Source organism: Aureibacter tunicatorum (assembly GCF_036492635.1).
Classification (GTDB): domain Bacteria; phylum Bacteroidota; class Bacteroidia; order Cytophagales; family Cyclobacteriaceae; genus Aureibacter; species Aureibacter tunicatorum.
In genome coordinates this window covers 2,104,597-2,130,988 of the sequence record NZ_AP025305.1, presented here as the reverse complement: position 1 = coordinate 2,130,988, position 26,392 = coordinate 2,104,597, and the positions used below count along the sequence as shown (strand labels likewise).

23 protein-coding genes and 1 riboswitch are annotated in these 26,392 nt (G+C 36.7%); of the genes, 9 read left to right on the top strand and 14 right to left on the bottom strand.

Annotation, left to right across the window (positions count from 1 at the left end; genetic code table 11):
- Position 1: 1 nt before the first annotated feature.
- From AABK36_RS09075 to AABK36_RS09065, 3 genes are all read right to left on the bottom strand, one after another.
- Positions 2-340 (bottom strand): hypothetical protein, encoded by a 339-nt coding sequence (locus tag AABK36_RS09075; RefSeq protein ID WP_309939614.1) that lies wholly within the window; start codon positions 338-340, stop codon positions 2-4.
- 80 nt (positions 341-420) lie between these two features.
- Positions 421-515, bottom strand: a riboswitch (SAM-I-IV-variant riboswitch).
- Positions 516-624: 109 nt separating this feature from the next.
- Complete coding sequence (locus AABK36_RS09070) at positions 625-2,487, bottom strand: DUF349 domain-containing protein (protein WP_309939613.1); 1,863 nt, start codon at positions 2,485-2,487, stop codon at positions 625-627.
- Between the two features lie 82 nt (positions 2,488-2,569).
- A complete protein-coding gene (locus AABK36_RS09065) occupies positions 2,570-3,148 on the bottom strand; it encodes a YqgE/AlgH family protein (protein WP_309939612.1) in 579 nt (192 codons plus the stop codon).
- Positions 3,149-3,409: 261 nt separating this feature from the next.
- On the opposite strand from AABK36_RS09065, the gene pdxH reads away from it, so the two are divergent.
- The 3 genes from pdxH (at position 3,410) to AABK36_RS09050 (ending at position 6,750) form a co-directional block, all read left to right on the top strand.
- On the top strand, positions 3,410-4,054 hold the full coding sequence (gene pdxH, locus AABK36_RS09060) for a pyridoxamine 5'-phosphate oxidase (RefSeq protein WP_309939611.1): 645 nt from the start codon (positions 3,410-3,412) through the stop codon (positions 4,052-4,054).
- Between the two features lie 9 nt (positions 4,055-4,063).
- Positions 4,064-5,317, top strand: coding sequence for a glycosyltransferase family 2 protein (locus AABK36_RS09055; RefSeq protein WP_309939610.1), 1,254 nt, complete (start codon positions 4,064-4,066; stop codon positions 5,315-5,317).
- Positions 5,318-5,490: 173 nt separating this feature from the next.
- Positions 5,491-6,750: an asparagine synthetase B gene (locus AABK36_RS09050; protein WP_309939609.1), complete on the top strand. Its 1,260-nt coding sequence runs from the start codon at positions 5,491-5,493 to the stop codon at positions 6,748-6,750.
- 1 nt (position 6,751) lies between these two features.
- On the opposite strand, the gene AABK36_RS09045 is transcribed toward AABK36_RS09050, so the two are convergent.
- The 5 genes from AABK36_RS09045 to AABK36_RS09025 all read right to left on the bottom strand — a co-directional run bounded on the left by AABK36_RS09045 (position 6,752) and on the right by AABK36_RS09025 (position 12,058).
- Positions 6,752-7,450 carry a hypothetical protein gene (locus AABK36_RS09045; RefSeq protein ID WP_309939608.1) on the bottom strand — a complete coding sequence of 233 codons (699 nt, stop codon included), beginning with the start codon at positions 7,448-7,450 and terminating at the stop codon, positions 6,752-6,754.
- 50 nt (positions 7,451-7,500) lie between these two features.
- Complete coding sequence (locus tag AABK36_RS09040; protein ID WP_309939607.1) at positions 7,501-8,115, bottom strand: alpha-ketoglutarate-dependent dioxygenase AlkB family protein; 615 nt, start codon at positions 8,113-8,115, stop codon at positions 7,501-7,503.
- Between the two features lie 25 nt (positions 8,116-8,140).
- Complete coding sequence (locus tag AABK36_RS09035) at positions 8,141-9,217, bottom strand: response regulator (protein ID WP_309939605.1); 1,077 nt, start codon at positions 9,215-9,217, stop codon at positions 8,141-8,143.
- A gap of 4 nt (positions 9,218-9,221) precedes the next feature.
- On the bottom strand, positions 9,222-10,844 hold the full coding sequence (locus tag AABK36_RS09030; protein WP_309939603.1) for a sensor histidine kinase: 1,623 nt from the start codon (positions 10,842-10,844) through the stop codon (positions 9,222-9,224).
- 71 nt (positions 10,845-10,915) lie between these two features.
- Complete coding sequence (locus AABK36_RS09025; protein ID WP_309939602.1) at positions 10,916-12,058, bottom strand: sensor histidine kinase; 1,143 nt, start codon at positions 12,056-12,058, stop codon at positions 10,916-10,918.
- A 233-nt stretch (positions 12,059-12,291) separates the two neighbouring features.
- On the opposite strand from AABK36_RS09025, the gene AABK36_RS09020 reads away from it, so the two are divergent.
- A complete protein-coding gene (locus AABK36_RS09020) occupies positions 12,292-12,426 on the top strand; it encodes a hypothetical protein (protein WP_309939600.1) in 135 nt (44 codons plus the stop codon).
- A 98-nt stretch (positions 12,427-12,524) separates the two neighbouring features.
- Here the strand turns inward: AABK36_RS09020 and ndk are convergent, their stop codons facing one another.
- The 4 genes from ndk to trpS form a co-directional block, all read right to left on the bottom strand.
- Complete coding sequence (gene ndk, locus AABK36_RS09015) at positions 12,525-12,995, bottom strand: nucleoside-diphosphate kinase (RefSeq protein ID WP_309939597.1); 471 nt, start codon at positions 12,993-12,995, stop codon at positions 12,525-12,527.
- A 239-nt stretch (positions 12,996-13,234) separates the two neighbouring features.
- Positions 13,235-13,951, bottom strand: a complete 717-nt coding sequence (locus AABK36_RS09010) for a DsbA family protein (protein WP_309939596.1) — start codon at positions 13,949-13,951, stop codon at positions 13,235-13,237.
- 79 nt (positions 13,952-14,030) lie between these two features.
- Positions 14,031-14,813, bottom strand: coding sequence for a helix-turn-helix domain-containing protein (locus AABK36_RS09005; protein WP_309939594.1), 783 nt, complete (start codon positions 14,811-14,813; stop codon positions 14,031-14,033).
- 74 nt (positions 14,814-14,887) lie between these two features.
- The gene (gene trpS, locus AABK36_RS09000; RefSeq protein ID WP_309939590.1) at positions 14,888-15,859 is read right to left on the bottom strand and encodes a tryptophan--tRNA ligase; all 972 of its coding nucleotides are present in this window, start codon (positions 15,857-15,859) and stop codon (positions 14,888-14,890) included.
- Between the two features lie 183 nt (positions 15,860-16,042).
- Between trpS and AABK36_RS08995 the strand changes: the two genes are divergently transcribed.
- Entirely contained in the window at positions 16,043-17,125 is a 1,083-nt protein-coding gene (locus AABK36_RS08995) for a DUF1573 domain-containing protein (protein WP_309939588.1), read from the top strand.
- Positions 17,126-17,403: 278 nt separating this feature from the next.
- Here the strand turns inward: AABK36_RS08995 and AABK36_RS08990 are convergent, their stop codons facing one another.
- Positions 17,404-19,275, bottom strand: a complete 1,872-nt coding sequence (locus AABK36_RS08990; RefSeq protein ID WP_309939585.1) for a hypothetical protein — start codon at positions 19,273-19,275, stop codon at positions 17,404-17,406.
- A gap of 134 nt (positions 19,276-19,409) precedes the next feature.
- Positions 19,410-20,510: a glycine cleavage system aminomethyltransferase GcvT gene (gene gcvT / locus AABK36_RS08985; protein ID WP_309939584.1), complete on the bottom strand. Its 1,101-nt coding sequence runs from the start codon at positions 20,508-20,510 to the stop codon at positions 19,410-19,412.
- Between the two features lie 249 nt (positions 20,511-20,759).
- Here gcvT and AABK36_RS08980 point away from each other — a divergent pair, with 249 nt between their 5' ends.
- The 4 genes from AABK36_RS08980 (at position 20,760) to AABK36_RS08965 (ending at position 26,335) form a co-directional block, all read left to right on the top strand.
- The gene (locus AABK36_RS08980) at positions 20,760-22,457 is read left to right on the top strand and encodes an alanine/glycine:cation symporter family protein (protein WP_309939581.1); all 1,698 of its coding nucleotides are present in this window, start codon (positions 20,760-20,762) and stop codon (positions 22,455-22,457) included.
- Between the two features lie 127 nt (positions 22,458-22,584).
- Entirely contained in the window at positions 22,585-24,411 is a 1,827-nt protein-coding gene (locus tag AABK36_RS08975; protein WP_309939580.1) for an ABC transporter ATP-binding protein, read from the top strand.
- Positions 24,412-24,464: 53 nt separating this feature from the next.
- Positions 24,465-24,788: a hypothetical protein gene (locus tag AABK36_RS08970; RefSeq protein ID WP_309939579.1), complete on the top strand. Its 324-nt coding sequence runs from the start codon at positions 24,465-24,467 to the stop codon at positions 24,786-24,788.
- 5 nt (positions 24,789-24,793) lie between these two features.
- Positions 24,794-26,335 carry a YifB family Mg chelatase-like AAA ATPase gene (locus AABK36_RS08965; RefSeq protein WP_309939578.1) on the top strand — a complete coding sequence of 514 codons (1,542 nt, stop codon included), beginning with the start codon at positions 24,794-24,796 and terminating at the stop codon, positions 26,333-26,335.
- Positions 26,336-26,392 lie beyond the last annotated feature (57 nt).

Sequence of the window (26,392 nt, the reverse complement as noted above, 5' to 3'; positions counted from 1 at the left end):
GTTATAAAAAATCCGGTTTATAGCTATAGTCAATATACCTCAAATTGGTCTTGTATTCCAATTTATGAAAATCATTTCCAATCAATTCGTATTTGAATAACAAGTATTGAGCCTCTTTAGGCAAATCCTTTTCATGAAGATTTAAATAGTATTGAACCATTTTACAAATACGGTGCGCGTTTAGTTTATCCTCAATGGAATTATGACATATTTCAACCCTTAAGTAATTGTCATTCATCATTTGCAATGAACACTTCACCTCATCAGATTGCAATCTCGCATCCAAACTTACATTAATTTTATCTTCTAAAATCTCCAAAGTACTCACTTGCTGTAACATAATTTCTAATCTCACATTTTCATTATCAAATGCACTTTTCGAAACTCCTTGTATAGCTAAGCGATGAAAAAAGACAGGATTTAACTGAACTCTTTTCCCCGGGATCAGGGGCGCATCGACTTAGCACCGTGGTGTTCTACTCGGTTGCTGCCCTTTTGGGCTCTTAATGCTATCACAAAATTATATAGAATTATTTATTACGCAAATAAAACATTTATAAATAAAAAAAAGAGTGGAAAACATCCACTCTTTTGAAAATTTAGTATCAAAGAACGATCAATTGACTACAAACTTCTTATCAATTTCAATTCTTCTTTCAATGCCTTTATTTGTTTTTGAGCATCTGCGATCTTTCCGTCAAATTCTTTTTTCAATTGATCAACCATTGACGAACTAGCAAAAAACTCTATATTAGTCTTCCATGTGGAAATATCATTTTCGATTGACGAGATTTTATCTCTAATATCCCCTTCCATTCTTCTAAGCCTTGCATTAGCGTTAGGAGCTGATTGAATTTTCTTATACTTAGCCTCTAACAACAACTTGCTCTTATCTTGCTCAGAAACTCCTTCAAGCGACTCTAGATATGCATGACACGCATCTGCATATTTTGCTTGAATGCTCTTTATCGCTTTGCGCGGTACGAATCCGATTTCGTCAAACTCGGACTGAAGCTTTTCAAACTCCTCTATACTTGAAGTCTTCTCTTCAGCTGCTTTTGTCAACTTTTCACAAATAGCTTCTTTCAACGACAAGTTCTCTTCATAAGCTTTTTCTACCGACTTATTATTTTCTCTTCTCTTGTTGAAGAAAGCATCACAAGCAGCTTTGAATTTCTCGTATACAGAATTTCTGAATTTCTCAGGAACAGGCCCGATAGTCTTCCATTCTTGTTGCAGTTTTTTAAGCTCTTCAGCTGTTCCAGCCATATCTTCGCTATCCTTCAAAGCTTCAGCCTTAGCAACCAATTCTTCTTTCTTAGCCAAGTTCTCCGCTCTCAATTTCTCAAGACGTTTGAAAAACTCACCCTTATTATGGAAAAATGTTTTGAAAGCACCCCAGAAGTCTCTGTTCACCTCACGGCTTTTTTCCTTAGGCATCCCTCCTATTTTCTCCCACTCAGACTGCAATGCCATCAACTCATTTGTTTTAGCATTCCAATCATTTATTCTATCAGAATCAAAGCTCACATATGCGCTAACCTTCTCAACTAATTCAAGCTTCTTATCCAAATTGATCTTCAGCTCTTTCTTCAGCTCTTCGACAAACTGCTTTCTTCTTGCATAAACTACATCAGAAGCCGCTTTGAATCTATCCCAAATTTCATCTTGCTTTTCTCTTGGAACAGGTCCTAAAGTTTTAAACTCCTCATGAAACTGGTTCAACTCTTTGATCGCATCTTGAAGATTTTCCACATTCGCCAATGCTTCCGCTTTTGCGCAAAGCTCTTCTTTAGCTTCCAAATTCTTTTTTCTATCAAGCTCCTTCAGCTCAAAATAGATACTTCTGTTATCATAATACCTATCCAACAAGGCTTTATAATTAGCCCATAAAGTTTGAGAATAAGCAGGTGGAACCATTCCGATTTCTTTCCACTCTTCTTGAATCTTTCTCACAGCATTGATGCTTGAAGTTGTCTCTTCTCCATCCACCAATTCACGCAACTGCTCCAACATAGCATTTTTTGCGTCAAGATTTTTTTGCTTTTGTTTCTCAATATTTTGAAAATGCTCATGTCTTTTCTTTCTCAACTCCGAATGTAGTTGATCAAATTTCTGAGCTATTTCTGGCAATTTATATTCAAATCCATCCTTTTCACCGCCATCTTCCACGAATTTCTGAAAAGCGGATTTTCTTTCTGAAGAAATCAACTGATCAAAAACGGGCTTAGCAGCTTTAGTAACTACATCTATCAATCTGAAATCCGAAGAATCCTTAATGTCAGACAATTGCTTATACAACTCATCCACGGACATCTTCTCAAAAGCTTCCACATCAACTAGCGAGGCTTGATCCTCAAGTTCCTCAGAATGCTCTTCAGATGTTATTGCATTGCTTGTTTCTTCTGTGTTATCCACGGATGAAGGATTCACAGACTCCTCGTTTTGAGTATCCTTTTGAGAGGATATGGCTTTCTCGTTTTCCATAACTTAATGATTTTTGTTACTTATGGTTATATGCTTAAAGCAAAAGTAATAAAATTAACAACACAAAAAAGAAATTGGCGCATCAATTTAACCTTGGATCTATTGGATAATTCGAATATATTTTAAACCTTGTACCCATATCGTTAAGCAATTCCGACCAAAGTGTATCTGATGGTGTATCAAAAATCTCCTCTACACCTCCTCCTCTGTATACAATCCACGAGTTCTCAGAAATCTCTTTTTCCAGCTGTCCGGCATCCCATCCACAATAGCCCATAAAAAACTTGAAATCGTTGATTTCAATCTGATCAAGCTCCATCAACGCCAATACTTCATTAAAGTCCAGCCCCCAATAGATATTGTCACTTACTTTAGAACTATAATTGAGATTATCGTTTTTTTGATGTATAAAATGCAAAGTGTCAAGCTCGACAGGACCTCCCCTGAATACATTTACAGGATTATCCATTTTCAATTGGATCAACTCATCAAGCTTAAATTCAGAAGTCTTATTCAAGATAAAGCCCACAGAACCTTTATCATTATGCTCTGTCAAAAGCACGACAGATCGTGAAAAATTATCATCAGGCATAAAAGGCTCTGAAATCAACAAATCACCAACTTTCGGTTTTGCAACGTTTTGAAATTTAAAATAATCCACTCAGTATTGATTTATCAACTATAAACAATCAAATCATAATCAAGGAAAAACTTTCCTTCTCCAAATCTCATATATAACTTAACGGACAAGGCTTGCAAAAATTTGCAATTCATATAAAATTGGACCGCCAATAGAACCAAATATCAATAAAACTATTGACTATTTGAACACAAGAGCCATAATAATGCCTCTTTATAACTATATTTGAACAAAGATGCAGAAGCAATACAGCTTAATCTTTAGCTTTAACATTTTAAGCCAATGAGTTCTAAAATAGCAGATATACGAAAAGATTATTCCCAAAAGGAACTAAAAAAAGGGGATTGCGCTAATGATCCTTTTACACAGTTTGACAATTGGCTAAAGCAAGCCATTGAAGCTGAAGTCAATGAACCAACTGCCATGACAATTTCCTCGGCTTCCAAAGAAGGCAGACCTTCTTCAAGAACAGTACTGCTTAAAGGCCTTGAAGACGGCTTATTCATATTCTTCACAAACTACAACAGTCGCAAAGGACAACAAATTCAAGAAAATCCATATGTCTCGCTGACCTTTTTCTGGCCTGAGCTTGAAAGGCAAGTAAACATAGAAGGTTACGCCAGCAAGCTTGAAGAAGACAAATCAGATGAATACTTTAATAGTCGTCCTTATAAAAGCCGTGTTGGAGCTTGGGCTTCAGAGCAAAGCAAAGTAATCAACTCAAAAAATGTCATCAAAGCTCGCTTCTTGGAGTACTCTTTAAAATTCATCAAAAACGTGCCACGTCCTCCGCATTGGGGTGGCTTCAAAATAAAGCCCAACCGAGTAGAGTTCTGGCAAGGAAGACCTAGTAGATTGCATGACAGAATAGTATACTCACTTGACAGTGAAAAGAATAATTGGACAATCAATAGGGTTGCTCCTTAAAGTAATAGAATGAACAAAAATATTTATCTAGAAAGGTACGCCCTTCCCCAAACATTAATACAAGAACCCGCACATGATGATCTATTCATGTGCGTTGTGATCCCCTCATATAAAGAACCAAATTTGATAAAAAGCTTGGAAGCTTTATACAGTTGCTCTTCAACAAAGCATTCGGTGGAAGTAATCGTAGTTATTAACGAACCAGAAGGGCTTGAAGATGATGCTAAAAACATCAATGAGGAATCTTACTCATTAGCTAAAGAGTTTTCCAAAACACACTCAACTGACAAATTAAAATTCCATATTATTTACGCCAACCCAATGCCTAAAAAGCATGCGGGAGTTGGCCTTGCCAGAAAAATTGGCATGGATGAAGCTGTCCGAAGGCTTGAAAGCGTCGGCAAAAGCAACGGCATAATAGATTGCTTCGATGCCGACAGCGAATGCGCAAACAATTACCTGCAAGCTATTGAAAGTCATTTTTTGCAACACCCAAAAAGCCCTGCTTGCTCTATTCACTTTGAACACCCTCTAGATGGACCGCTCGACAACGCTATTTATCAGGGAATTACAGCTTATGAGTTGCATTTAAGATATTATGTTCATGCAATGAGATACTCAGGCCATCCTCATGCCTTTCAAACCATCGGATCAAGCATGGCTGTAAGGTGTGATTCTTATCAAAAGCAAGGAGGCATGAACCGTAGAAAAGCTGGAGAGGACTTTTATTTCCTTCATAAATTCATACCTCTTGGAAACTTTACTGAGATTAAAAACACTCAGGTCACACCTTCCCCTAGGCCTTCAGACAGAGTTCCTTTTGGCACTGGAAGAGCTATTGGAGAATACTTGGATAAGAAAAAAGATGTCAATTACACATATAACTGGGAGTCATTTGAAGACTTGAAAAAATTCTATTCCAGCCTCGACAACATTTATACTGCTGAAGAGAATGAGTTAAACGACATTTATCAAAATTTCCCTGACTCAATAAAGGCTTTCCTGCCATTTGAAAGTTTTTCCTTTGAAATAGCCGAAATCAAAAAATACTCATCGAACCAAACTCTTTTCATAGACAAATTCTATAAATGGTTCAATGGCTTCAAAGTCTTAAAGTTTGTGCATTTTGCCAGAGATCATTTTCATGAAAATCAAACTTTGACAGAAGCATGCGACATGTTATTTGAAAAGTCCCTATCACTAAATAAGCTTTCAAACAACAAAGAATATCTCATAAGGATTAGAGAAATAGACAAATCATAAACAATGAGGCTGCATATATCAAATGCGGCCTTTTTAATTGCCCAAAGGCAAACATGCTACTTTTTGCTTCGTTAACTGTTTAAAATAATAAGATTATTTTATAAATTACCGATTACGATATAATCCTGTACAATCAAAAGAATCTCAAGAAGCTTCTAAGCAAAATTCCCGTTATGAAAAAACTCTTAGTACTGATATTCATATTCATTACCTCATTTCAAGCTAGTGCATCTTATATCCTTATCCCGATGGATGATAATCAAACCAATCACTTAAAGGCATACGGAATTGCATATTGGGTTATTAACAATCAAAACTCCTTGGATTGGTTGCTAAACTTCAGAGGAGGCAGCTTTATGTCCAAGCACTATCAAAAACTTGAGAACGAACTAATCATCAGAGGTGTAAGTTATGAAGTCATTTCAGACGCTGACGCCAACCAAATCATAACAGGAATAGCTTCTCCATCGTCGAATATGGATATCATGAAGCTTGAGAAAGAACCAAAAATCGCTGTATACTCTCCTAAAAGCAAACAACCTTGGGACGACGCTGTAACTTTAGTATTGACTTATGCAGAAATCCCTTATGATGTCATTTTTGATGATGAGATTATGGAAGGCAAATTAGGCGAGTATGACTGGTTGCACTTGCACCATGAAGACTTTACAGGACAATACGGTAAATTCTATAATAGCTATAGATATCAATCTTGGTATATTCAACAACAAAAAGAATTTGAGGCTTCAGCTCATAAACATGGCTTTGATAAAGTTTCCCACTTGAAACTCGGTATCGTAAAGCGTATACAAGCATTTGTTGGCACTGGTGGATTTCTATTCGCAATGTGTTCAGCAACTGATACTTTTGACATTGCGCTTAGTGCCGAAGGGGTAGATATTTGTGAAAAAATGTACGATGGTGATCCAGCGGACCCAAAAGCACAAAGCAAGTTAAACTTTGAAAAAACTTTCGCCTTTGAGAACTTTTTACTCAAACGAAATCCATTGGAATACGAATTTTCAAATATTGACAATCAGCAAAGAGAAAGAGGGCTTACTGAAAAGAATGATTATTTTTCTTTATTTAAATTCTCAGCGAAATGGGACCCTATTCCTACGATGTTAACGCAAAACCACTCACAAATCATCAAAGGTTTCATGGGACAAACCACTGCCTACAAGAAAAAGCTTGTCAAATCAGATGTGGTAATCATGGGTGAAAACAAATCGATTGATGAAGCAAAGTATATTCATGGCATATTCGGCAAGGGCTTTTGGACATTCTATGGCGGTCATGACCCAGAGGATTACCAACACTTTGTAGGCGAAGAACCTACAGACTTGAATTTACATCCTAATTCTCCAGGTTACAGACTGATTCTGAATAATATTCTATTCCCTGCTGCTAAGAAGAAAAAAAGAAAGACTTGATTTAGTCTATCTGAAAAGTTCTGAGAAGATTCATCTGCTTATCTGAAATTATTGACTCCATCTGTCTTACTTTAGTCAAAAAGTATAAATATCGCTTCAAATGACTAAATGCGACCGGAGCTTCACTAACAGATAATGCATCTAATTGCTTTTTGATCATTTCAAAAGTCAAGCTTCGCTTGTTTGTCTTATAAAGTTTTCTATCCAACTTTTTAAGCAACTTTTCAAAAGCAGACTGATCTTTTCGCTTTAACTTAAAGGAATATGTAGACTGATAAAATAAATCTCTTAAAGACTTATCAAATACTATATGCTTTTGCTTAAGTGATGGAACATCTTTGATCTTCTTTTTCTCTGGAACATGTAATTTAGCGACTCCAATTTTACTCATTAGATCATTCACTTCCAGACAAGCATTTTGAACATATTCAGGTCTGTCTTTAATATATTCTTCTAAAAAAGATTGATCCAGTTTACCTTGAGTTTCCGCCACTGATTTCAAAAAATACTTCGCAGCAACAGCCTTGTCACTTTGATCAAGGTTATTCTGTTGAGAGCCTTTACTTGAAAGAGTGCTATCAATCACGGGAGAAGGTGTTAAATAATTCTCAATATAGTAATTCGCCATCAAGTTAATATCGAAGGATCTACCTCCCTCTCCTGAATAAATATCGGAATTTTCAAAAAAAATAAAGCTCATATCAAGGCAAAAAACTCTGGGTATAAATAAGACTGCGTATTTAAAAAAGGCTATTTTGTTAGCTTCAAAACTTTGCGAAAGGTAAAATTTAATCTCGGATTTTCCAAATGCCTAACCTTAGGCAAAGCATGCTTCCAATGATGTTGCAACTGGCCAGACATCAGCAACAAACTATTGTTTGGGAGTACAATATTAACTGGCTTAAGTGGTTTACTCTTATGTTTTAATGAAAATCTTCTCTCAGCTCCAATTGTATATGAGGCAATCGCAGGGTTCATTCCCAGTTCTTTTTCATCATCACTGTGCCAGCCCATGCCATCATCCCCATTTCGATAATAGTTAATCAACACACTATTGAAATCAAAACCTGTTTGGGTCTCAACCTTCATTCTCAAATCCATCAAATAATCAGGCAGAGGTTTTGCTTCATGCTTCAGTCCAGAATATTCATAAGCTTGGTCACCATACCATTTGGTCAACCTTGGAGACAAATAGGTCTTGCCAAAAATCTTTATCTCATCTTGTCCCCAGCCATCTTCATTGATGCATGATTCAAAAAGATTATTTGCATATTCAATGGGCAAAAAGTTTCTATACAAGATCAATTCACCATCTAGTATGTTGAATGCCTCGCAAGCATCATTATCGAATAAATTTCCTCGCATAGAAACTAATTATTATTTCAAAAATTTAATAAAATCCATTCATTACTGATCTTAATCTTGCTAAATCCAAAATCTCAACATTTCTACCTTTGATAACAATCAATTCTTCATCTTTAAAATCAGCCAAAGTTCTAATGACAGACTCGGTAGAAGTGCCTACAATATTCGCAAGATCCTCTCTTGTTATCGCAATTGTAAATGGCGAATTCGATTCTTCTTTTTGATAATGCTCCGCCAATAACAAAAGCGCCTCAGCAACTCTCTGTCGAACAGTATTATAAGCAAGATTCAACAATCTTTCTTCTTTTTCCTTCAAGTTATTAGCCAATATCTTGATAAACTTGTACGAGACATCTTTGCTCGTATTCATTATTTCGAAGAAATCCTCTTTAGGAATAAAACAAATCTCAGACTCTTCAAGAGCCATGGCGGTTTCAGTATATTGAGTTTGCTCTAATAAAGGCATATGCCCAAAAAAATCTCCCTCACCATACAGACCTGTTATATACTCTTTGGCATCCTCATTTGTCTTAAAACCTTTTACTTTTCCCTTGCTGATAAAGTACACACCATTAGGCACTGAATCTTCGTGGAAGATAATTTCTTTCTTCTTATACTTCTTTACTTTTCTATTCTCAGATAGTTTTCTCACAGCGCTATTTTCGACCGCTTCATTGAAAAAACTATTTATTCCTTCAACATCTTGATTGAAATGCTTATGAATAATCTCGCTTTTCTTAAGCCTGCTTTCGATCGCATTCAACAACTCCATATCATCAAAGGGCTTTGTCAGATAGTCATCTGCACCCAAATTCATACCTTTTCGAATATCAGCTCTTTCAGCTTTTGCTGTAAGAAATATAAAAGGTATAGAAGCTGTCGCAGTGCTTTTGCTTAGCAAATACAAAACTCCGTAGCCGTCCAACATAGGCATCATAATATCGCAAATGATCAAATCCGGCAATTCCTTTTGCGCTATTTCAACACCCATTTTACCATTCTCCGCCGTGATAACTTCATAGTTTGCCAGCTCAAGAATCTCAGCGGTATTCTCACGCATGTCAACGTTATCTTCAATTAATAGAATCTTGTTGTTCGCCATTTGGTTAATTTTTTTTGCTTGATGGTATGCTCAAAAAGAAAGTCGTTCCCTCGCCTTCCTTGCTCCTAAAAATTATTTCTCCGTCCAATAAATCGACGTATTTCTTCACGATATTCAAACCTAAGCCCGTGCCTTGAATATTTGTAACATTCGCAGCTCTGAAAAAACGCTCAAATAAATGCTCTTTTTCATTTTCAGGAATCCCCAATCCATAATCTTGGACTGTTATCAAGAGATTTCCATCTTCAATATTTGTATTAAAATCAATAGTGTAACCCTCAGGAGAGTACTTTATTGCATTGGAAATAAGATTTATTATGATATTCTTCAAAATATGCGGATCAATATCAAACATCTCATTTCTACTCTCATGATTATACTTGACTCCTTGCCCTTCTTTTACAATCACGTGCATCTCCTCAACAATCTCTTCAGAAAGCTGAGTGATGTTAATTTTCTCCACATTCACTCTTGTCTTGCCTTCTTCAAGCTTGCTGATTGACAAAAAGTCATTCAGTATACCCGTCAAGTTCGTCACATTGGATTTAATTCTTCGAACATGCTTGATGCGTTTTGGCTGTTGTTCCTCAGTAGTATATTTGCTGATTAATGAAGCCGAGGAAAGTATACTGCTTAAAGGAGTTCTAAATTCATGCGAAGCCATAGCCACAAATCTTGACTTAAGCTCATTGAGCTCTTTTTCCTTAGCCAGCATGTTCCTGACCTCCTTTTCAGCCTCTTTCTGTTGAGTGATATTCTGGGCGACTATCATTATCTGCTTGACAAAGCCCAAGCTATTTTGCAATGGCACAGCATTGATTTGATAATGACTATTGAAAAACTCCACCTCCAAATTGATGTTTTTCCCCCTTAATACATGGCCAAGGCTGTCCATCACAACAGGCTTTTGAGCTTCATCAAAAATGGATAATATGTTCTTACCCATCAATGAGTGATAGTCCACGCCCAACCTGCTAAACTCCTGACCATCCGCGAAAATAAAATCAAACTCCCTGTCGATTACAATGATAACCCCATTTGGAAAGTTTCTTGCAACCGCTTGATACAACCTCTGACTTTGCCTTAAAGCCTTCTCAGCTTCACGCCTAACATCAATTTGCTTTTCTAAATTCTCTTTATTTCTTTGAAGCTTTTTGAAAGCATGAGCCAGCTCTCGAGTTCTTTGCTCAACTCTTTCTTCTAGCTGTTCGTTAAGCTTGCTGATCTTCAACAAATTTTCATTATGCCTAATGCTATACCTTAACGATCTATCTAGAATATGCTCATTCAATGCACCCTTGTACAAGTAGTCAGCCGCGCCAACCATTATCGCCTGATCATCGATTTGTTGATCAGGTTGACCGGTCAACAAAATCAAAGGCTTGGTACAGCCATTTTCAATCGCTTCCTTGATCACTTCAATTCCAGTGTGGATTCCAAGTCTGTAATCTACCAAATAGACATCATGCATATTATACCGAATTGCTTGCATGCCCCGTTTGTATGAACCTATCCAGTCCAATACATAGCGTCGATTAGGTATATTGTCAAGTATGTCTTTTGTTAAGATAAAATCCTCCTCATCATCGTCAATCAAGAGAATTTTGATCGTTTTATTTACAATCATAAATTCAAAAAAAATTTAAAATCAGGCATCAATCAAAGTTGCCGTGAAAATATAAATTTTATAGGATATCGCTATTTGCTCTCCAATTGAGATAACGACAAAATCACCTTAAAAATTGTCCCTTTCCCCTCTTGACTTTCAACTTCAATATCGCCTCCATGGATTTGAGCTATTTTTCTGCAAATCGCTAAACCAATTCCCGAGCCTTCATGCTTATTTCCTTCCAATCTCTGAAATAATTGAAATATTTTATCTTGGTAAAGTGTATTAAATCCTATTCCATTATCCTCCACCAATATTACCACAAAATTTTTAGCGCTGACACTTTGGTGTTTAAGGTTTGCTTTAGGATCAGTGATATCAAACCCTTCAATACTAACCACTGGCTCTTGATCACTCTTTTTGAACTTGATGGCATTAGCTATCAAATTTTGAAACAACTGTCTCAACAAAGTTGGATCCCCCTCAATTTTAGGCAAATTCTTCGTATTGATTTTAGCATGGTTTTGCTCAACCAATACTTCCAGATCAGAGAACACTTCCCTTATTACAGAATTCAAATCCACTAGCTGAAAATTATTCTGCTGATTTGCCACTCTGGAATAGGACAGCAAGCCATTGATTAATTTTCTCATACGACTCGCGGCATTTAGCATCCTAGCCAAATAATCCTTCCCTTGATCCGTTAAATGCGTTGCATGCCTTTGAAGCAATCTATCTCCAAATGCCTGAATCTTTCTAAGAGGTTCCTGCAAGTCATGAGATGAGATATAAGCGAACTCTTCCAATGCTATATTGCTACGCTCCAATTCATATGTATACCTTTTCAGCTTTTCGTTACTGATTCTCAAAGCAGTAACATCTTCGACAGATAACACAAACAATGGAATTCCTGCATCCGATCGATCGGATTCAAATAATGAAATGTGCACATTACAAGACAGGGCTTTCTCTCCTTTTCTCAAACCTGTCAATTCAACGGTATGTACTTTTTCTTTTCTTAATACAAGCTCATCGTGAACCTCTTCAAGAAAACGTATAATTGAGTATTTTTCATTAAATCCAAATATATTGTTAATCGAATGTCCTACAATATCTGTTTCTTCTTGGTGAAACAAAGAAAGAGCATGCGCATTTATTTCCTCAATTTGCCCCTCAGAATTCATAAAAAGCAAACTGGCCGGAACAGAATCGAATTCTTTTAATCTTTTCAAAATATATAGTATTACAAAATAGGTACAGGCTTACTAAAATAAACATCAAATGCTTAATTACACCCGTAATTTAAGCTTTATAAGAAAAATTAGAGTGAATCGAAAAAGTTTAATTAATCTTTTGACAAGATGTTTATGTAATAAAGTTATCAATTCGTTAAAAATAACCAAAAAACTTAAACCTTTAACAAATTCTTACGTTCAGATTATCAAAATCACAAAATTTAAAGCGTATGAATTTGATTGCATTAGGAATACTAGGAATGATCGCTGGAGTTGCAATGTTGCGTTGGAAGGAAGATCATAAAGATGATGGAAAAACGCTTGAGCCAATTAGAGTACTGGCAAACAAGAAGAAAAAGTTTTAAGTAAATAGGCTGATTATAAGATCAAGCCTTTTTTTATACAATACTAAAAAAGCCGACAAATCGTCGGCTTTTCTATTATTATAGCTATTGTGGTTTGTTTATATCGCTTCTACTTGCTGAGGGTAAGAAATCTGCACGCCACCTTCCTCTGTGAACAATTCGCTTTGAGCGAAGAAGAATGAACTTTCCAATCTTGCATTCTCATCGCTATCAGATCCGTGAACTGCATTAGCGTCAATCGACTTAGCGTATTTTGCTCTGATAGTTCCCTCGTCAGCTTTTTGCGGATCGGTGTTTCCAATCAAAGTTCTGAACTCCTCCACTGCATTTTCTTTTTCCAATACAGCAACAACGATCGGTCCTGAAGTCATAAAGTCTACCAAATCTTTGAAGAATGGTCTTTCTCTATGAATCCCGTAGAATGCTTCCGCTTCTTCTCTTCTTAATCTTGTGTATTTCATCCCAACAATACGAAAACCTCCAGCATTGATATCAGCTAAAATATTACCAATGTTTTGATTCTTAACAGCATCAGGCTTAAGTATTGTAAATGTTATATTACCTTTCATTATATTTTATTTTGGGTCTTTAATTAATCGGATTAATATGCTAGCAAATATATAAACTTATCCAACAATTCCTATATAACAGAAGCCATTATGGCAAAAAAACATGACAAATGTCAAGTCAACAAACTTACGCCTTTATTTCACTTACTTTATCAAGTAATTTTTTACATATTTCTTAGCCAAGCAACACCTTTAAAACTCAAATGCATTCAACCAATAAATCTGAAAAATATCAAATTTTACAAACCTAAAATTCTAACTATTTTTTTCAAATCAAAATAACCGGAAGCCACATCCGTATAAACTCCATTTGAATATTTTATCAAAGTTGGAAAGCCCGAAACCATGCTTCCACTATGCTGGAACATCTCATTCAGGTTTTCAATATTACCTTCGGACAACCAGAGTTCACGAAATTCTCCTTCATCAATAGAAAGCTCCTGCAAAATATTCAAATACACAACTTCTTGATCTAGCCTTAAGCCATCAGCAAACATCGCTTTCTGAACCTTTCCTGTAAATTCTAACGTCTTCTCAGGAGCGATTTTCATCACAGCCAATATCGCCGCTGAAGGCTCTAAACTACTAAACACATAACTTGAATCAGATGTAAGCTCATAAAACTTTTCAGAGACATAAGCCCCAGTAACCGATTCCATTCGTGGAGAATGTTGCTTAATAAATTGATTCAAGCCTTCTCCTCCTCGAGGCGCGTTATTTCCCAACCACATCCCGCCAAGCATTAATTGCAACTCATACTTTCCATCAAGTCTGCTCTCAAGCTCCTTTATATTTTCAGCATTACCATAACACCAGCCGCATTGCGGATCCATTACATAAATCAACTTTTCCTTTCCCATTATCTCTTCACCTTTAACTCCATAAACCTTTTGAGTGGCCAACATAATCGCTAACACACTTATGCATTTGACTAAAACTCCAAAAATCAATTTCATAAGTTAAAGTTCGACAACTTAAAATAGAATAAATGGTAAGCTGAATTCAAAAAATGGTAATTTCTAGCCAAACCAAAAATCAACTTAAACTCTTTCTAAATTCCTTAGGCAGCATTTTCGTTTTTTTCTTAAAAAATTTTGAAAAATAAGAGTTATCATCAAATCCAAGATCATAAGCTATTGATGAAATTGATTCATCCGAATATGCCAACAACTTCTTGGCTTCTATTATCAATCTTTTGGAAATCACTGATGAAGGGGTTTCAGCTATGACACTTTTTGTAATCTGGGTCAGCTTTTTCATACTTACATTCAAAGCATCTGCATAAAAAGCTACATCATGATTTGTATGCAAATGTTGATCAATCAGCATCTGAAACCTATCAAATTGGTCCATAAATAGCGATGAATCTTTTTCAACAGATTTCAAGCCTTCCAATTTGTATAAAATCGCCTTAAGATAAAGCAATATCACTTTCATATTACCTTTCTTCTTTGCCACTTCAGCAGAAAAGAGGCTAAATAACATCTCAAAAGCCTCATTGTCATTGCCTCCCACTTTAATTTCCGCCAAGTTATTGAACTTGCTGAATAAGCACTTGGGAAACTCATCTATCATTTCTTCTGTAAAACGAATCACTTGGCCTTCAACATGAGCATCTGGCAAAAATTGATGAAACCGATCTTTTGAAATAGCGAAAAATGCATTCGAAGCAACCGAAAACTTGTCCGTGTCTATGATAAAGTTCGCATTCCCTTTTTGCACCCACATCAACTCATAATACGCTCTTTGACGTGGCGCAACCGGTTGCACACTCATTTTTTGAATTGCATCCGTATCAATCTTAAAATATTGAATCATAAAAAAAGAGCTTTGAAATGAAATCTAATGAATTCATCTCAAAGCTCATCAAAATTTATTAAAATACGTAGTTTCTAAAAGCCTAAAACTTTTCTCACTCTACTGATTGTCGTTGAAGCAATTTTTCTTGCTTTTTCCTCTCCAACTTCCAACTTTTTGTAAAGTTCTTCTCTATTCTCCATATAGAAGTCAAACTTCTCCCTAGGCTCTTTATATTTCTCAAGTATTAATTCCAACAAAGCCGTCTTCGCATGACCATAACCAAAGCCTCCAGCAACATAGTTCTTTCTCATTTCTTCCACCTGCTCGGCATTCGCCAAAAGTTTATATAAAGAAAAAACATTGCACGTTTCTGGATCTTTAGGCTCCTCTAATGGCGTGGAATCAGTGACAATTGACATCACCTGCTTTTTCAGTTGCTTCTTGGGCAAGAATATATCTATAATATTACCATATGACTTACTCATTTTTGAGCCATCTGTTCCCGGAATGATTTTTACATCTTCCTGAATCTTGCTTGATGGCAAAACGAACACCTCTTGCTCAAACTTGTTGTTAATTGAACCAGCAATATCTCGAGCCATCTCCACATGCTGCATTTGATCTCGTCCAACAGGGATCTCCTCAGCATCAAACATGATAATATCAGCTGTCATTAAGACTGGATATGTAAAAAGTCCCGCATTAACATCAGACAGCCTATCAGATTTATCCTTGAAAGAATGAGCATTTGCCAGCATAGGGTATGGCGTGAAACAATTTAGATACCAAGCCAATTCGCATATTTCAGGAATTTTTGATTGTCTGTAGAAAATATTATTCTCCGTATCAAAACCGAAGGCAAGCCAAGCTGCCGCCACTGCGTCGACATTTTCTTTTCTTACATCACCGTCTTTGATAGTTGTCAAAGAATGCAGATCGGCAATAAAAAACAAACAATCATTGCCTTCTTTCTCGGAAAGTTCTATCGCCGGCAAAATCGCTCCTAGCAAATTCCCCAAATGAGGACGACCCGAACTTTGAATTCCTGTTAAGACTCTAGCCATAATGGTATTAAATCTTTAAATATTTTTAATATATCGTTTTTTAACGAATTTTAACCTTAATCACCTAATTTTTGATCGTCAAAAATAACATTCAAGGTAAAATTAAGGCACAAAGAATGTTATTTTTTTTTATATTCCATTAAATTTTTAAATTTAAAACTACAATTTAAATATATTCAAGATATGAGAATAAATCGTTACTTGGCAGCGTTGGCGCTTATCATGTTTCAATTTCAAGCATTCGCGCAACAAGGAGCCAAAATCAATTTCGAAGAAACGACTTACGATTTCGGTAAAATCAAAGAAGGAGATGGTCCTGTTGAGCACAAATTTGTATTCACAAACACTGGCAACATCCCGTTGAAAATTGAATCTGTAAGAGCTTCATGCGGCTGTACAACACCAGCCTGGAGTAAAGAGCCTATCCTGCCGGGGAAACAAGGATTTATATTAGCCAAATACAACCCTAAAAACAGACCTGGACAATTTCACAAGTCGCTTACGATTACTTCAAACGCAGATCCAGCAACAACAAGAGTTTATATCAAAGGAAATGTGGAAGCTAAGCCTAAAACACTTGAAGATGAATTTCCTGCGGAAATGGGAAGCCTTCGTGTAAAATACAAAACGTTCAATATGGGACGAATTAACACGGAAAAGCCTGTTGAAAAAAAATTCATCGTAGCTAACGGAGGCAGCAAAGCACTTACTTTTACAGGTAAAAACACGATTCCTTCATTTATCAAAGTAAAAGTCGAGCCTTCAACAATCGAACCTAAACAAAAAGCAACTATCACCTTAACTTATGATGCTAAATCTAAGGATGATTATGGCTTTGTTACTGACAATATTATCTTAGGAACTAATGACGGCACTGATCCTGAAAAGAAGTTCAGAGTAGTCTCAACGATCGAAGAGTATTTTCCAAAACTAACGGAAGAAGAAAAAGCAAATGCACCAAAGCTGACTTTCGAAAAGAAAACATATGATTTTGGAACTATCAACGCTAGTGAGAAAAAAACTCATGAATTCACATTCACAAATACGGGCAAAAGCAACCTGACAATTCGTAAAACGAAAACAAACTGCGGTTGCACTGTATCTAAGCTTAGCAAAACGACAATCAAGCCTGGACAAACAGGAACTATCAAAGTAACTTTTGATCCAACTGGAAGATCAGGGAATCAATACAAAACGATCACTGTATATTCAAACGATCCTTCATCACCAACTCAAGTGTTGAACATCAAGGCTAATATTAAATAATAAAGACTTTTAACTAAGTCAACCCCAAAGCTCTTAAGGATAAGTTTTCTTAAGAGTTTTTTTTGCAACAGACTTTACCAAAACTTGTTGTTAATAATAAAAGTCATGAGTCCATTGCAACTAGAAACTATTTTACGCAGCAAACTAAAAAGTTCCAGCGACATTTCATTGCAATCCATTCCTACGCTATTTTTAGAAATCCCGCCTCATGACAACCTTGAAATCGAACATAATCATTTCCTATTCTTAAACAATGATAAACTTTGGCGAAAAAAACACTATTTGACTTCTCCCCAAAGCCTCAACCCTTTCCTGCTAAATTTATCCAAATAATAAGGACCCAGAACATTTTGAGCCATGTGCATATAATGTCTTTCGACACCTTTATGAGTCAAACCAACAGAGCCTTCAAAATGAAAATCTTTTGCAGCGGCGGCTTCCTTCGCGCTTGGAGAAACTAAGGTCTTGCTCTTTTTATATGATTTAATTAACCTTTCCTCAATATCCAAAAGTTCAAGATCCTCATCTAATGCTTCGTATAGCTTAGGGTCGAAGAATTCATCCGTGCCTTCAACCTTCTTAAACGGAGTTTTAAACCCTTCACTTCCCCTCATCACAACATCTCTAACTCGTTGTCCATACTTCGCGGTATTAACTAAAGCCCTTCCAAATCCTCCTTCCTCCAAGTGATGCTCAAAGTGCTGCAGCTTATAACCAATATTCATCAATAACGATTGCATTTGTTTTTGTCGGCCTAACTCTACTTCGCCACCAGATTGCATTCCTTTCACAACATGAGTAGCTGCGCCTGCATTGTAATAAGCCTCATTTGCATACACCAATGCCCTTCCTTGACACAATTCAAATTCCATCAAATTAGATTGCAGCTTATCCAGAAGCGACTCAATCTTTCTTGAACGAAACATTTTCAATCTCATTCGCTCCAAGTCTTTCAACAGCTTTCTTCTCTCTACGATCAATTCCCTCACCCTTACCAATTCATGTTCATACAATTCATCTCCAGCAAGTGAATTCAATTGTATCTTAGAAATCAACTTAAAACTTTTCTCGGGATATCTTCTTTCTATCTGTTTTTTTTGAGCTGCTAATTTCCCCATAGTTTCCGCATGCAGAACTTGGGTCATATTGAATATTTCATCCAATTCCCTATCCACCACTTTGAAAACCATAAACTCCTCACCTTCATTTAAATGACCATCCATGTAAGCTTTCAAATTAACTTTTGTAGCGCCTTTAAAAACTTTCCAACCTCTACCAATTCCTTCATCTTCTCTCTCACTAAAATATTGTCTTATCGGTAAAAAAGATAAAGCCATCTGAAGAATATGTTTTTTCATTCTGAACTGATCATACATTTGAATGTGATGGGCAAATTGGCTTTTATGCTTTGTCTGAGCGAAATCAGACATAAACCCGCTAGTATATACATTGGTATCAAACACTACTCCTGAAGCCTTTCCTTTCCATTTTTTTCTAAAACGATCATTGAAATAATGCACCGCATCGATTTCACATTCTTCGAAATTTGGCACTATAAAAGTAATATCATAATCCGAAGTCAAAGCTTGACTTCCAGGTGCGGACGCAATTACTTTCTGTCCATTGTAATCAAGTTGATAGCCCGTCTTCTCCTCTCCTCTCATGATTTTTTCAATATGCACTTCTCCTGCAGCTCCAAACGCGCTTCGCGCCAACCACTCAAGAGTTTCAACCAAAAGCGAATCCACCACCACTTCTCTAAAAGCCAGAAAGCCTCTCATTGTATCAACCCGTTCTGCATATTCTTCAGGCGTTGCGGCGAATTGCTCATAAGCCAAATGCTCTTTCAACTTGAACCAATTGAATCCAAACAAAGTCAATGCATCTTCGTAATCTCCTTCAATCAAAGTGAATCTCACATCCTCAAAGCTAGGCTGCTCTTCAGATGATGAGCTTTTAGCCTCCTGATACATCTTCATTCTTTCAGGACTTCCTAAGTTCCATTGTCTTCTCCGCAACAATCTCGTTTTTGGAGCAAGTCTTTCACCAGACTCCAAAGGCATTTTAGACTCAAGAGGAAAGGCGCCAACCTGCTTGGATTTAGCGGATTTCTTAGTTTTTTGCGAAGTTTTATATCGGCCTTGAGTCAATGAACAATTATTTATTCAAATGAAAATAATTATACTAAATAAATCTTCTCAACACTTAAGATGTTTTACCAAAAAATAAATAATAAAAAAAGCCTCCATTATGGAGGCTTCGAAAAGTATATTCTCTTTAATGATTATCCATTGTAAATAGGAAGCTTCACAACTTTTGCTTTCAATTGCTTCTTTCTTACTTGAATAAAGATCTCAGATTCAGCTTTGCTGTTTTCCTTAGTTACATATCCCAAACCGATACCAATGCTGTTCATGCAAGGAGACAAAGAACCAGAAGTTACCTTCCCTATGATCTGTCCTTCAGCATCAACGATATCATAACCATGTCTAGGAATACCTTTTTCTTCCAATACAAAGCCTACCAATCTTCTTTTTACACCTTCTTCTTTTTGCTTCTTAAGGTTTTCAGAATTTGTAAATTCTTTTGTGAATTTAGTCACCCATCCTAAACCTGCTTCAAGCGGAGAAGTAGTATCGTCTATATCGTTTCCATACAAACAGAATCCTTTTTCCAATCTCAAAGTATCTCTAGCCCCTAATCCAATTGGCTGAATTCCCCAATCCTTACCAGCTTCCAAAATACTATTGAAAACCTCAACGGCTGCTTCATTCTTTACATACAACTCAAATCCGCCTGCGCCAGTATAACCTGTAGCCGAAATGATCACGTCGTCTTGTCCAGCGAATTTAGCAATTTCGAATGTATAGTAAACCATTTCTTTAAGGTTCACTTCAGTCAACGACTGCATAGCCTCATGAGCCTTAGGCCCTTGAACAGCAAACAATGAATACTCATCAGACAAGTTCACCATTTCAACGCCTTCAGTATTGCGTTCAGAAATCCAATTCCAATCTTTCTCTATATTTGAAGCGTTAACTACTAGCATGTACTCTTCTTCACTGATTCTGTACACAAGTAGATCGTCAACAATTCCTCCATCTTCGTTAGGCAAGCAAGAGTATTGCGCTTTCCCGTCGAAAAGCTTAGAAGCATCATTAGATGTAACTCTTTGAATCAAATCCAAAGCTTTAGGGCCTCTTAGGAAAAACTCACCCATATGAGAAACATCAAACACTCCAACGCTTTCTCTTACTTTAAGGTGCTCCTCCAAATCAGACGTATATCTAACAGGCATATTGTACCCAGCAAAAGGAACCATTTTCGCGCCCAAGCTCTCATGAACGTCATTCAAGGCGATTTTCTTTAACTCTGTTGTTTCCATTATCTCTATGTGTTTAATTCTTGCTTGACAAAGCTAAAAATTTAAGGGAAATTATCATGATATTTCCATCTTTTTTACACTCTTGCCAAGCTTCTTTCATACAAAGAAAAAAACTTCCTTGCCAACACTTGTCAAGCATATAACTTGACCTATTTTACCAATCATTTAATAAAAATTAACAGCCTCGCATTGTGCCTAACCCTTTTTTTGTTTAATTTAAAAGCTCAATTGCTAAATAATTTCACGATAATGCAAAACCTCAATCAACTTCTTTCAACTCTAGACGGGTATATTGGCGGCTCAGACTGGTTTGTTTACTTGCTGTTAGGCACTGGTCTTTTCTTCACAATTTACCTTAAATTCCCCCAACTTCGTTATTTTAGGCATGCCCTAAATATACTACGAGGCAAATATGACAAAAAAGACGACGAAGGCGACACTTCTCATTTTCAGGCTTTGGCTACCGCTCTGTCCGGGACAGTCGGCACTGGAAATATCGCGGGTGTAGCCTATGCGATACACCTTGGAGGTCCAGCAGCTATCTTTTGGATGATCGTCACTGCCTTTTTGGGTATGACGACTAAATTTGTCGAAGTTACTTTATCTCATAAATATCGTGAAAAAGCTGAAGACGGCTCCATGTCTGGAGGACCAATGTATTACATGAAAAATAAATTGAACATGAAATGGCTCGCTATTTTGTTTTCAATTTTCACGATCATTTCCGCTTTTGGAACAGGAAGCCTTCCTCAAAGCAATAGTATCGCATCCTCCATCAATGCCACATTCAATATCGACCCTAAATTAACCGGAGGCTTCCTAGCTATATTATTAGGGTTGGTTATCATCGGCGGAATCAAAAGAATCGCAAAAGTAACCGAAAAACTTGTTCCTGCGATGGCTTTCATTTACCTGATAGGAGCTCTTTCTGTTATTTTTTACAATGCTGAAAACATAGTGCCGTCTTTTATATCCATATTCGCAGATGTATTCACAGGCTCTGCCGCTGCAGGAGGATTCTTAGGAGCGACAATTTCTTTTGCTTTCAACAGAGGAGTAAACAGAGGTTTATTCTCAAATGAAGCGGGTCAAGGTTCCGCTCCAATAGCCCACGCATCCGCAAAAGCTCACGAACCTGTATCTGAGGGTATCGTTGCGATCTTAGAGCCATTTATCGATACGATAATCATATGTACGATTACAGGTTTGACTTTGCTATCATCAGGTGTTTGGAATGAAAAATTCGAAAATCAATTTCAAACGTCCGACCTTAATTTTCTCTCCGTAAATTATTCAGATGAAAAAGAACAAGACAGAGAAAATCTCTTTCAAATGCTTTCGGGAGAAAAAGAAATGCCTTTGTTCTCAGGTATTTTACAAGTCAACAACGGTAAAATCACCAATAAGAACATTTCAGCCTTACATGCAAGATCGCTGGCCGAAGAAATTAAAATTCAGATCAATGAATCTCCGTTTACAGGAATCTTAAATGTAAAAGACGGAAAAATATCCGACAAGATAGAACAGCTTTCAGTAAGCGGAAAATCATTACTGCATAGCTCACCTTTAACAGCTAAAGCCTTCACCAAAGGATTCTTTGGCGAATCCGGCAAATTCATTGTTTCTATAGGCCTTTTACTTTTCGCTTTTTCGACTGCGATTTCTTGGTCTTATTATGGGAGCCGAGCAATGACATTCCTCTTTGGTTCAAAATCCATTATTTATTTCAATATTCTTTATGTCGCTGGCTTTTTCATCGCTTCATTCGCAGACACAACTATTATCTGGACATTCGCAGGCATTGCTATTGCCTTCATGACCTTGCCCAATCTAATTGGTATACTGTTGCTTAGAAAAGACATGAAAGACACTGTGTCAGTTTACTGGAAAGATTTTGAAAAAGAATACGGTACAAAAAAACTGGAAGAAACAGAGCAAAATGCATAACATAATTCAAAAGCCAAATCAATTCGATTTGGCTTTTTTCATCTCTAGGGCAATTCATAAATCATTTTTTTACTAACTTGCTGTTTCGAACTTAAGTGAACGACTTATATAAAAACTAAACATTTCGATGAACACATACTTGAGAATACTCTCATTTGCGCGACCACTTAGAAACTTCGCACCAAAGTACTTTATATATTCAATATTTTACTCTTTCTTCAGCGTTTTCAGACTCGTATTATTGATTCCGGTTTTGAATATACTTTTCAACACTGTTCAAAATAATAATATAGTAAAAGAAAAACCTGAATTCGAAATTGGAACACGCTATTTTGAAGACCTTTTCAACTTTTATTTGCATCACTATATCGATACCTATGGCAAGTTTTCCGCATTGATTTTTGTCTGCGCTGTCGTTTTTATCGCAGTGCTCATGGCTTCCCTATTCCGATATTTATCAGATGTAATACTTCAAACCCTTGCTGCTAATTTATATTTAAATCTTAGGGCAACTATCTTTAATAAAATCAACTCATTGCACATTGGCTTCATAAAAAATGGGCAAAAAGGAGACCTTATGTCCAGGATGAATAATGACTTGGGAGAAATAGGCTCATCAATCATCAGTTCCATGACTGTTATCTTCAGAGAACCCATTATGATTGTAGCTTATTTTATTGGGTTATTCTATATTTCAACAAATTTAACCCTAATGGCCATTCTTGTTTTGCCTCTATCAGGCGGTATGATTGCAAGCATTGCCAAAAGATTAAAGAAGCAAGCTAAAGACAGTCAAGAAACAGCTGGCAGGATCACGGTCATCATGGATGAAACCTTGACTGGCATGCGTGTTATCAAAGCATTCAATGCCAATAAGTATATCATCAATAAATTCAACAAAGAAACAACTAGGCTAAGAGACCTAATGGTTGGATTGGCTCGCAGAAAAGAATTGGCTAGCCCAATTTCAGAATTCATGGGTGTTGCAATCATTTTAGGCATTGTTCTTTATGGTGGCAACTTGATTCTTGACAACAATTCTCCTCTTGATGGAGCGACATTCATATCATTTATAGCATTATTCTCCCAAGTATTGACTCCCGCAAAAAACATTTCAAAATCACTTACCAACATCCAAAGAGGTTTGGCTGCGGGTGAGAGAATTTTTGAAATCATAGACACTGAATCTGATATCAAAGAAAAATCAAATGCCGTTTCTCTAAATAATTTTGAAGAAAGCATCGAATTCAAAAAAGTATCATTTGGCTACAACGAAGAGCTCGTTCTGAAAAATATTGACTTAAAAATTCCAAAAGGAAAAAGTGTCGCATTAGTTGGAGCTTCAGGCAGTGGAAAATCCACTCTAGCGGACTTGGTCCCTCGCTTTTACGACACCCTATCAGGCGAATTAGCAATAGATGGATTACCAATCAATGATTATACTTTAGAATCATTAAGAAAACACATGGGAATCGTAACTCAAGATTCTATTCTTTTTAATGACACAATATTTAACAACATTGCGTTTGGCGTTGAAAACCCTAATCCAGAAGATGTTAAAAGAGCAGCAAAAATCGCAAATGCCCATGAGTTCATAAGCGAAACAGAAAACGGTTATGACTCTATGGTCGGTGAAGGAGGCTCGAAGCTCTCAGGTGGCCAAAGGCAAAGAATTAGCATTGCGCGAGCGGTATTCAAAAACCCTGACATTCTAATACTGGACGAAGCAACCTCAGCGCTTGACTCAAAATCAGAAAAACTTGTTCAAGATGCTCTTAACAAGCTTATGCAGAACAGAACTTCCATAGTCATAGCCCACAGACTTAGCACGATTCAGCACGTAGATGAAATTCTTGTCATGGACAGAGGGGAAATCAAAGAAAGGGGCAAACACGAGGAATTAATCCAAAAAGATGGCATCTACAAAAAACTAATTGAAATGCAATCCTTATAATATCACAAACAGCACAAATTTCGTTAAATGGAGAAACTTTAATCCTCAAACTAATGAAAGCTTTAAAAATCAGCATTACAGTTATATTTTTAGTTTTTCAACTAACAATATTATACTTGAGCTTCAATATCAATACTGTATACAATTTTATTTTAGAATATTATAACTTTTTTCAAGTTTTAAGTGTAGTTAATTTAATTATATCACTACTTGTTCTTGGAGTGTTTTGGTTAAAGCAACAGAATAAAGAAAGAGCCAATAAGAAGCTTGAAAATGAAATAATTCAACTAAAAGCAAAAATGTTCGATCTTAATGAGCAAATCACAGTATTAACCAAACCTTCAGAGGATCAAAATAATAGCGCAAAAGAGCAATAAAGAATATGCTATCAAAAACTTACGGAGCCGCAGTATTTGGCGTAAATGCCATGACAATCACTATTGAAACCAGTGTTGGACAAGGAGCTAAATTCTTCATGGTTGGCTTGCCTGACAATGCGGTAAAAGAAAGCCAGCAAAGAGTGGAGTCCGCTATCAAGCATAATGGATTTTTTATGCCCCGTAATAAAATTGTAGTCAATCTAGCACCAGCTGATATACGCAAAGAAGGCTCTTCATACGACCTTCCAATTGCCTTAGCGATATTGAAAGCTTCCAGCCAGATCACCGCTTCTGAACTGGAAGATTATCTTATAATGGGAGAATTAGCCTTGGACGGAACATTAAGGCCTATCAAAGGAGCTTTGCCGATTGCAATTGAAGCCAGAAAAAAAGGATTCAAAGGATTCATTGTTCCGATGGAAAATGCTCGCGAAGCCGCTATCGTTAATAATTTGGAAGTCATTGGCGTTGAAAATCTCTCCGACGCCATCAGCCACCTTAATGGCATAAAAACAATTGCTCCCCTTCCTTGTGACACAAGAGATATTTTCAACAGCGAAGTCGAAGAAACGGATTTGGACTTTGGGGATGTAAAAGGGCAGGAAAACATCAAAAGAGCTCTTGAAATTGCAGCCGCAGGTGGACATAATGTCATTATGATAGGTCCTCCAGGTGCGGGCAAAACGATGTTAGCGAAAAGACTCCCAAGCATATTGCCACCACTTACTTTGCATGAAGCCCTTGAAACCACAAAAATCCACTCAGTTGCAGGAAAATTAAGTAGCGAATCAAATCTTATTTCCAAAAGGCCTTTCCGATCACCTCATCATACAGTCAGTGATGTTGCTTTAGTTGGAGGCGGCAGTATTCCCCAACCAGGAGAAATCTCGCTTGCCCATAATGGAGTTCTTTTTTTGGATGAATTAACGGAGTTCAAGAGAAATACTTTAGAGGTAATGCGTCAACCACTTGAAAATAGAGAAGTAACTATTTCAAGAGCTAAGATATCAGTGGACTTCCCTGCGAACTTTATGCTTATCGCCAGCATGAACCCAACCCCCTATGGTTTTCAAGCAGGAAAAGATGGCGATGATTCCTTTTGGAGTCCTGAAACTATCCAAAAAGCAATGTCAAGAATTTCTGGTCCACTCTTGGATCGCATAGATATGCATATGGAAGTTTCTCCAGTTTCATTTGACGAGATGACTTCCAATAGAAGTTCTGAATCAAGTGCCACAATAAGAGAAAGGGTAATACAAGCCCGAAATATGCAAAATAGTCGTTTTGAGGAAATAAAAGGCATTCACTGCAATGCAATGATGCCCTCTCATTTAATAAAAAAATATTGCGAAATAGATCAATCAAGCAAGCTTCTTCTTAAAACAGCTATGAACAAATTAGGCTTCTCCGCAAGAGCATACGATAGAATCCTTAAACTTTCAAGAACTATCGCTGACTTGTCTGGCTCTGAATCTATTAAAATGGAGCATATTGCTGAAGCCGTCCAATACAGAACATTGGACAGGGAAAGTGCTAATATTTAGCTTTAATTAAAATTAAAAGCTCTAAGTTTAAATATACATTAGACCTTTTATAATTTT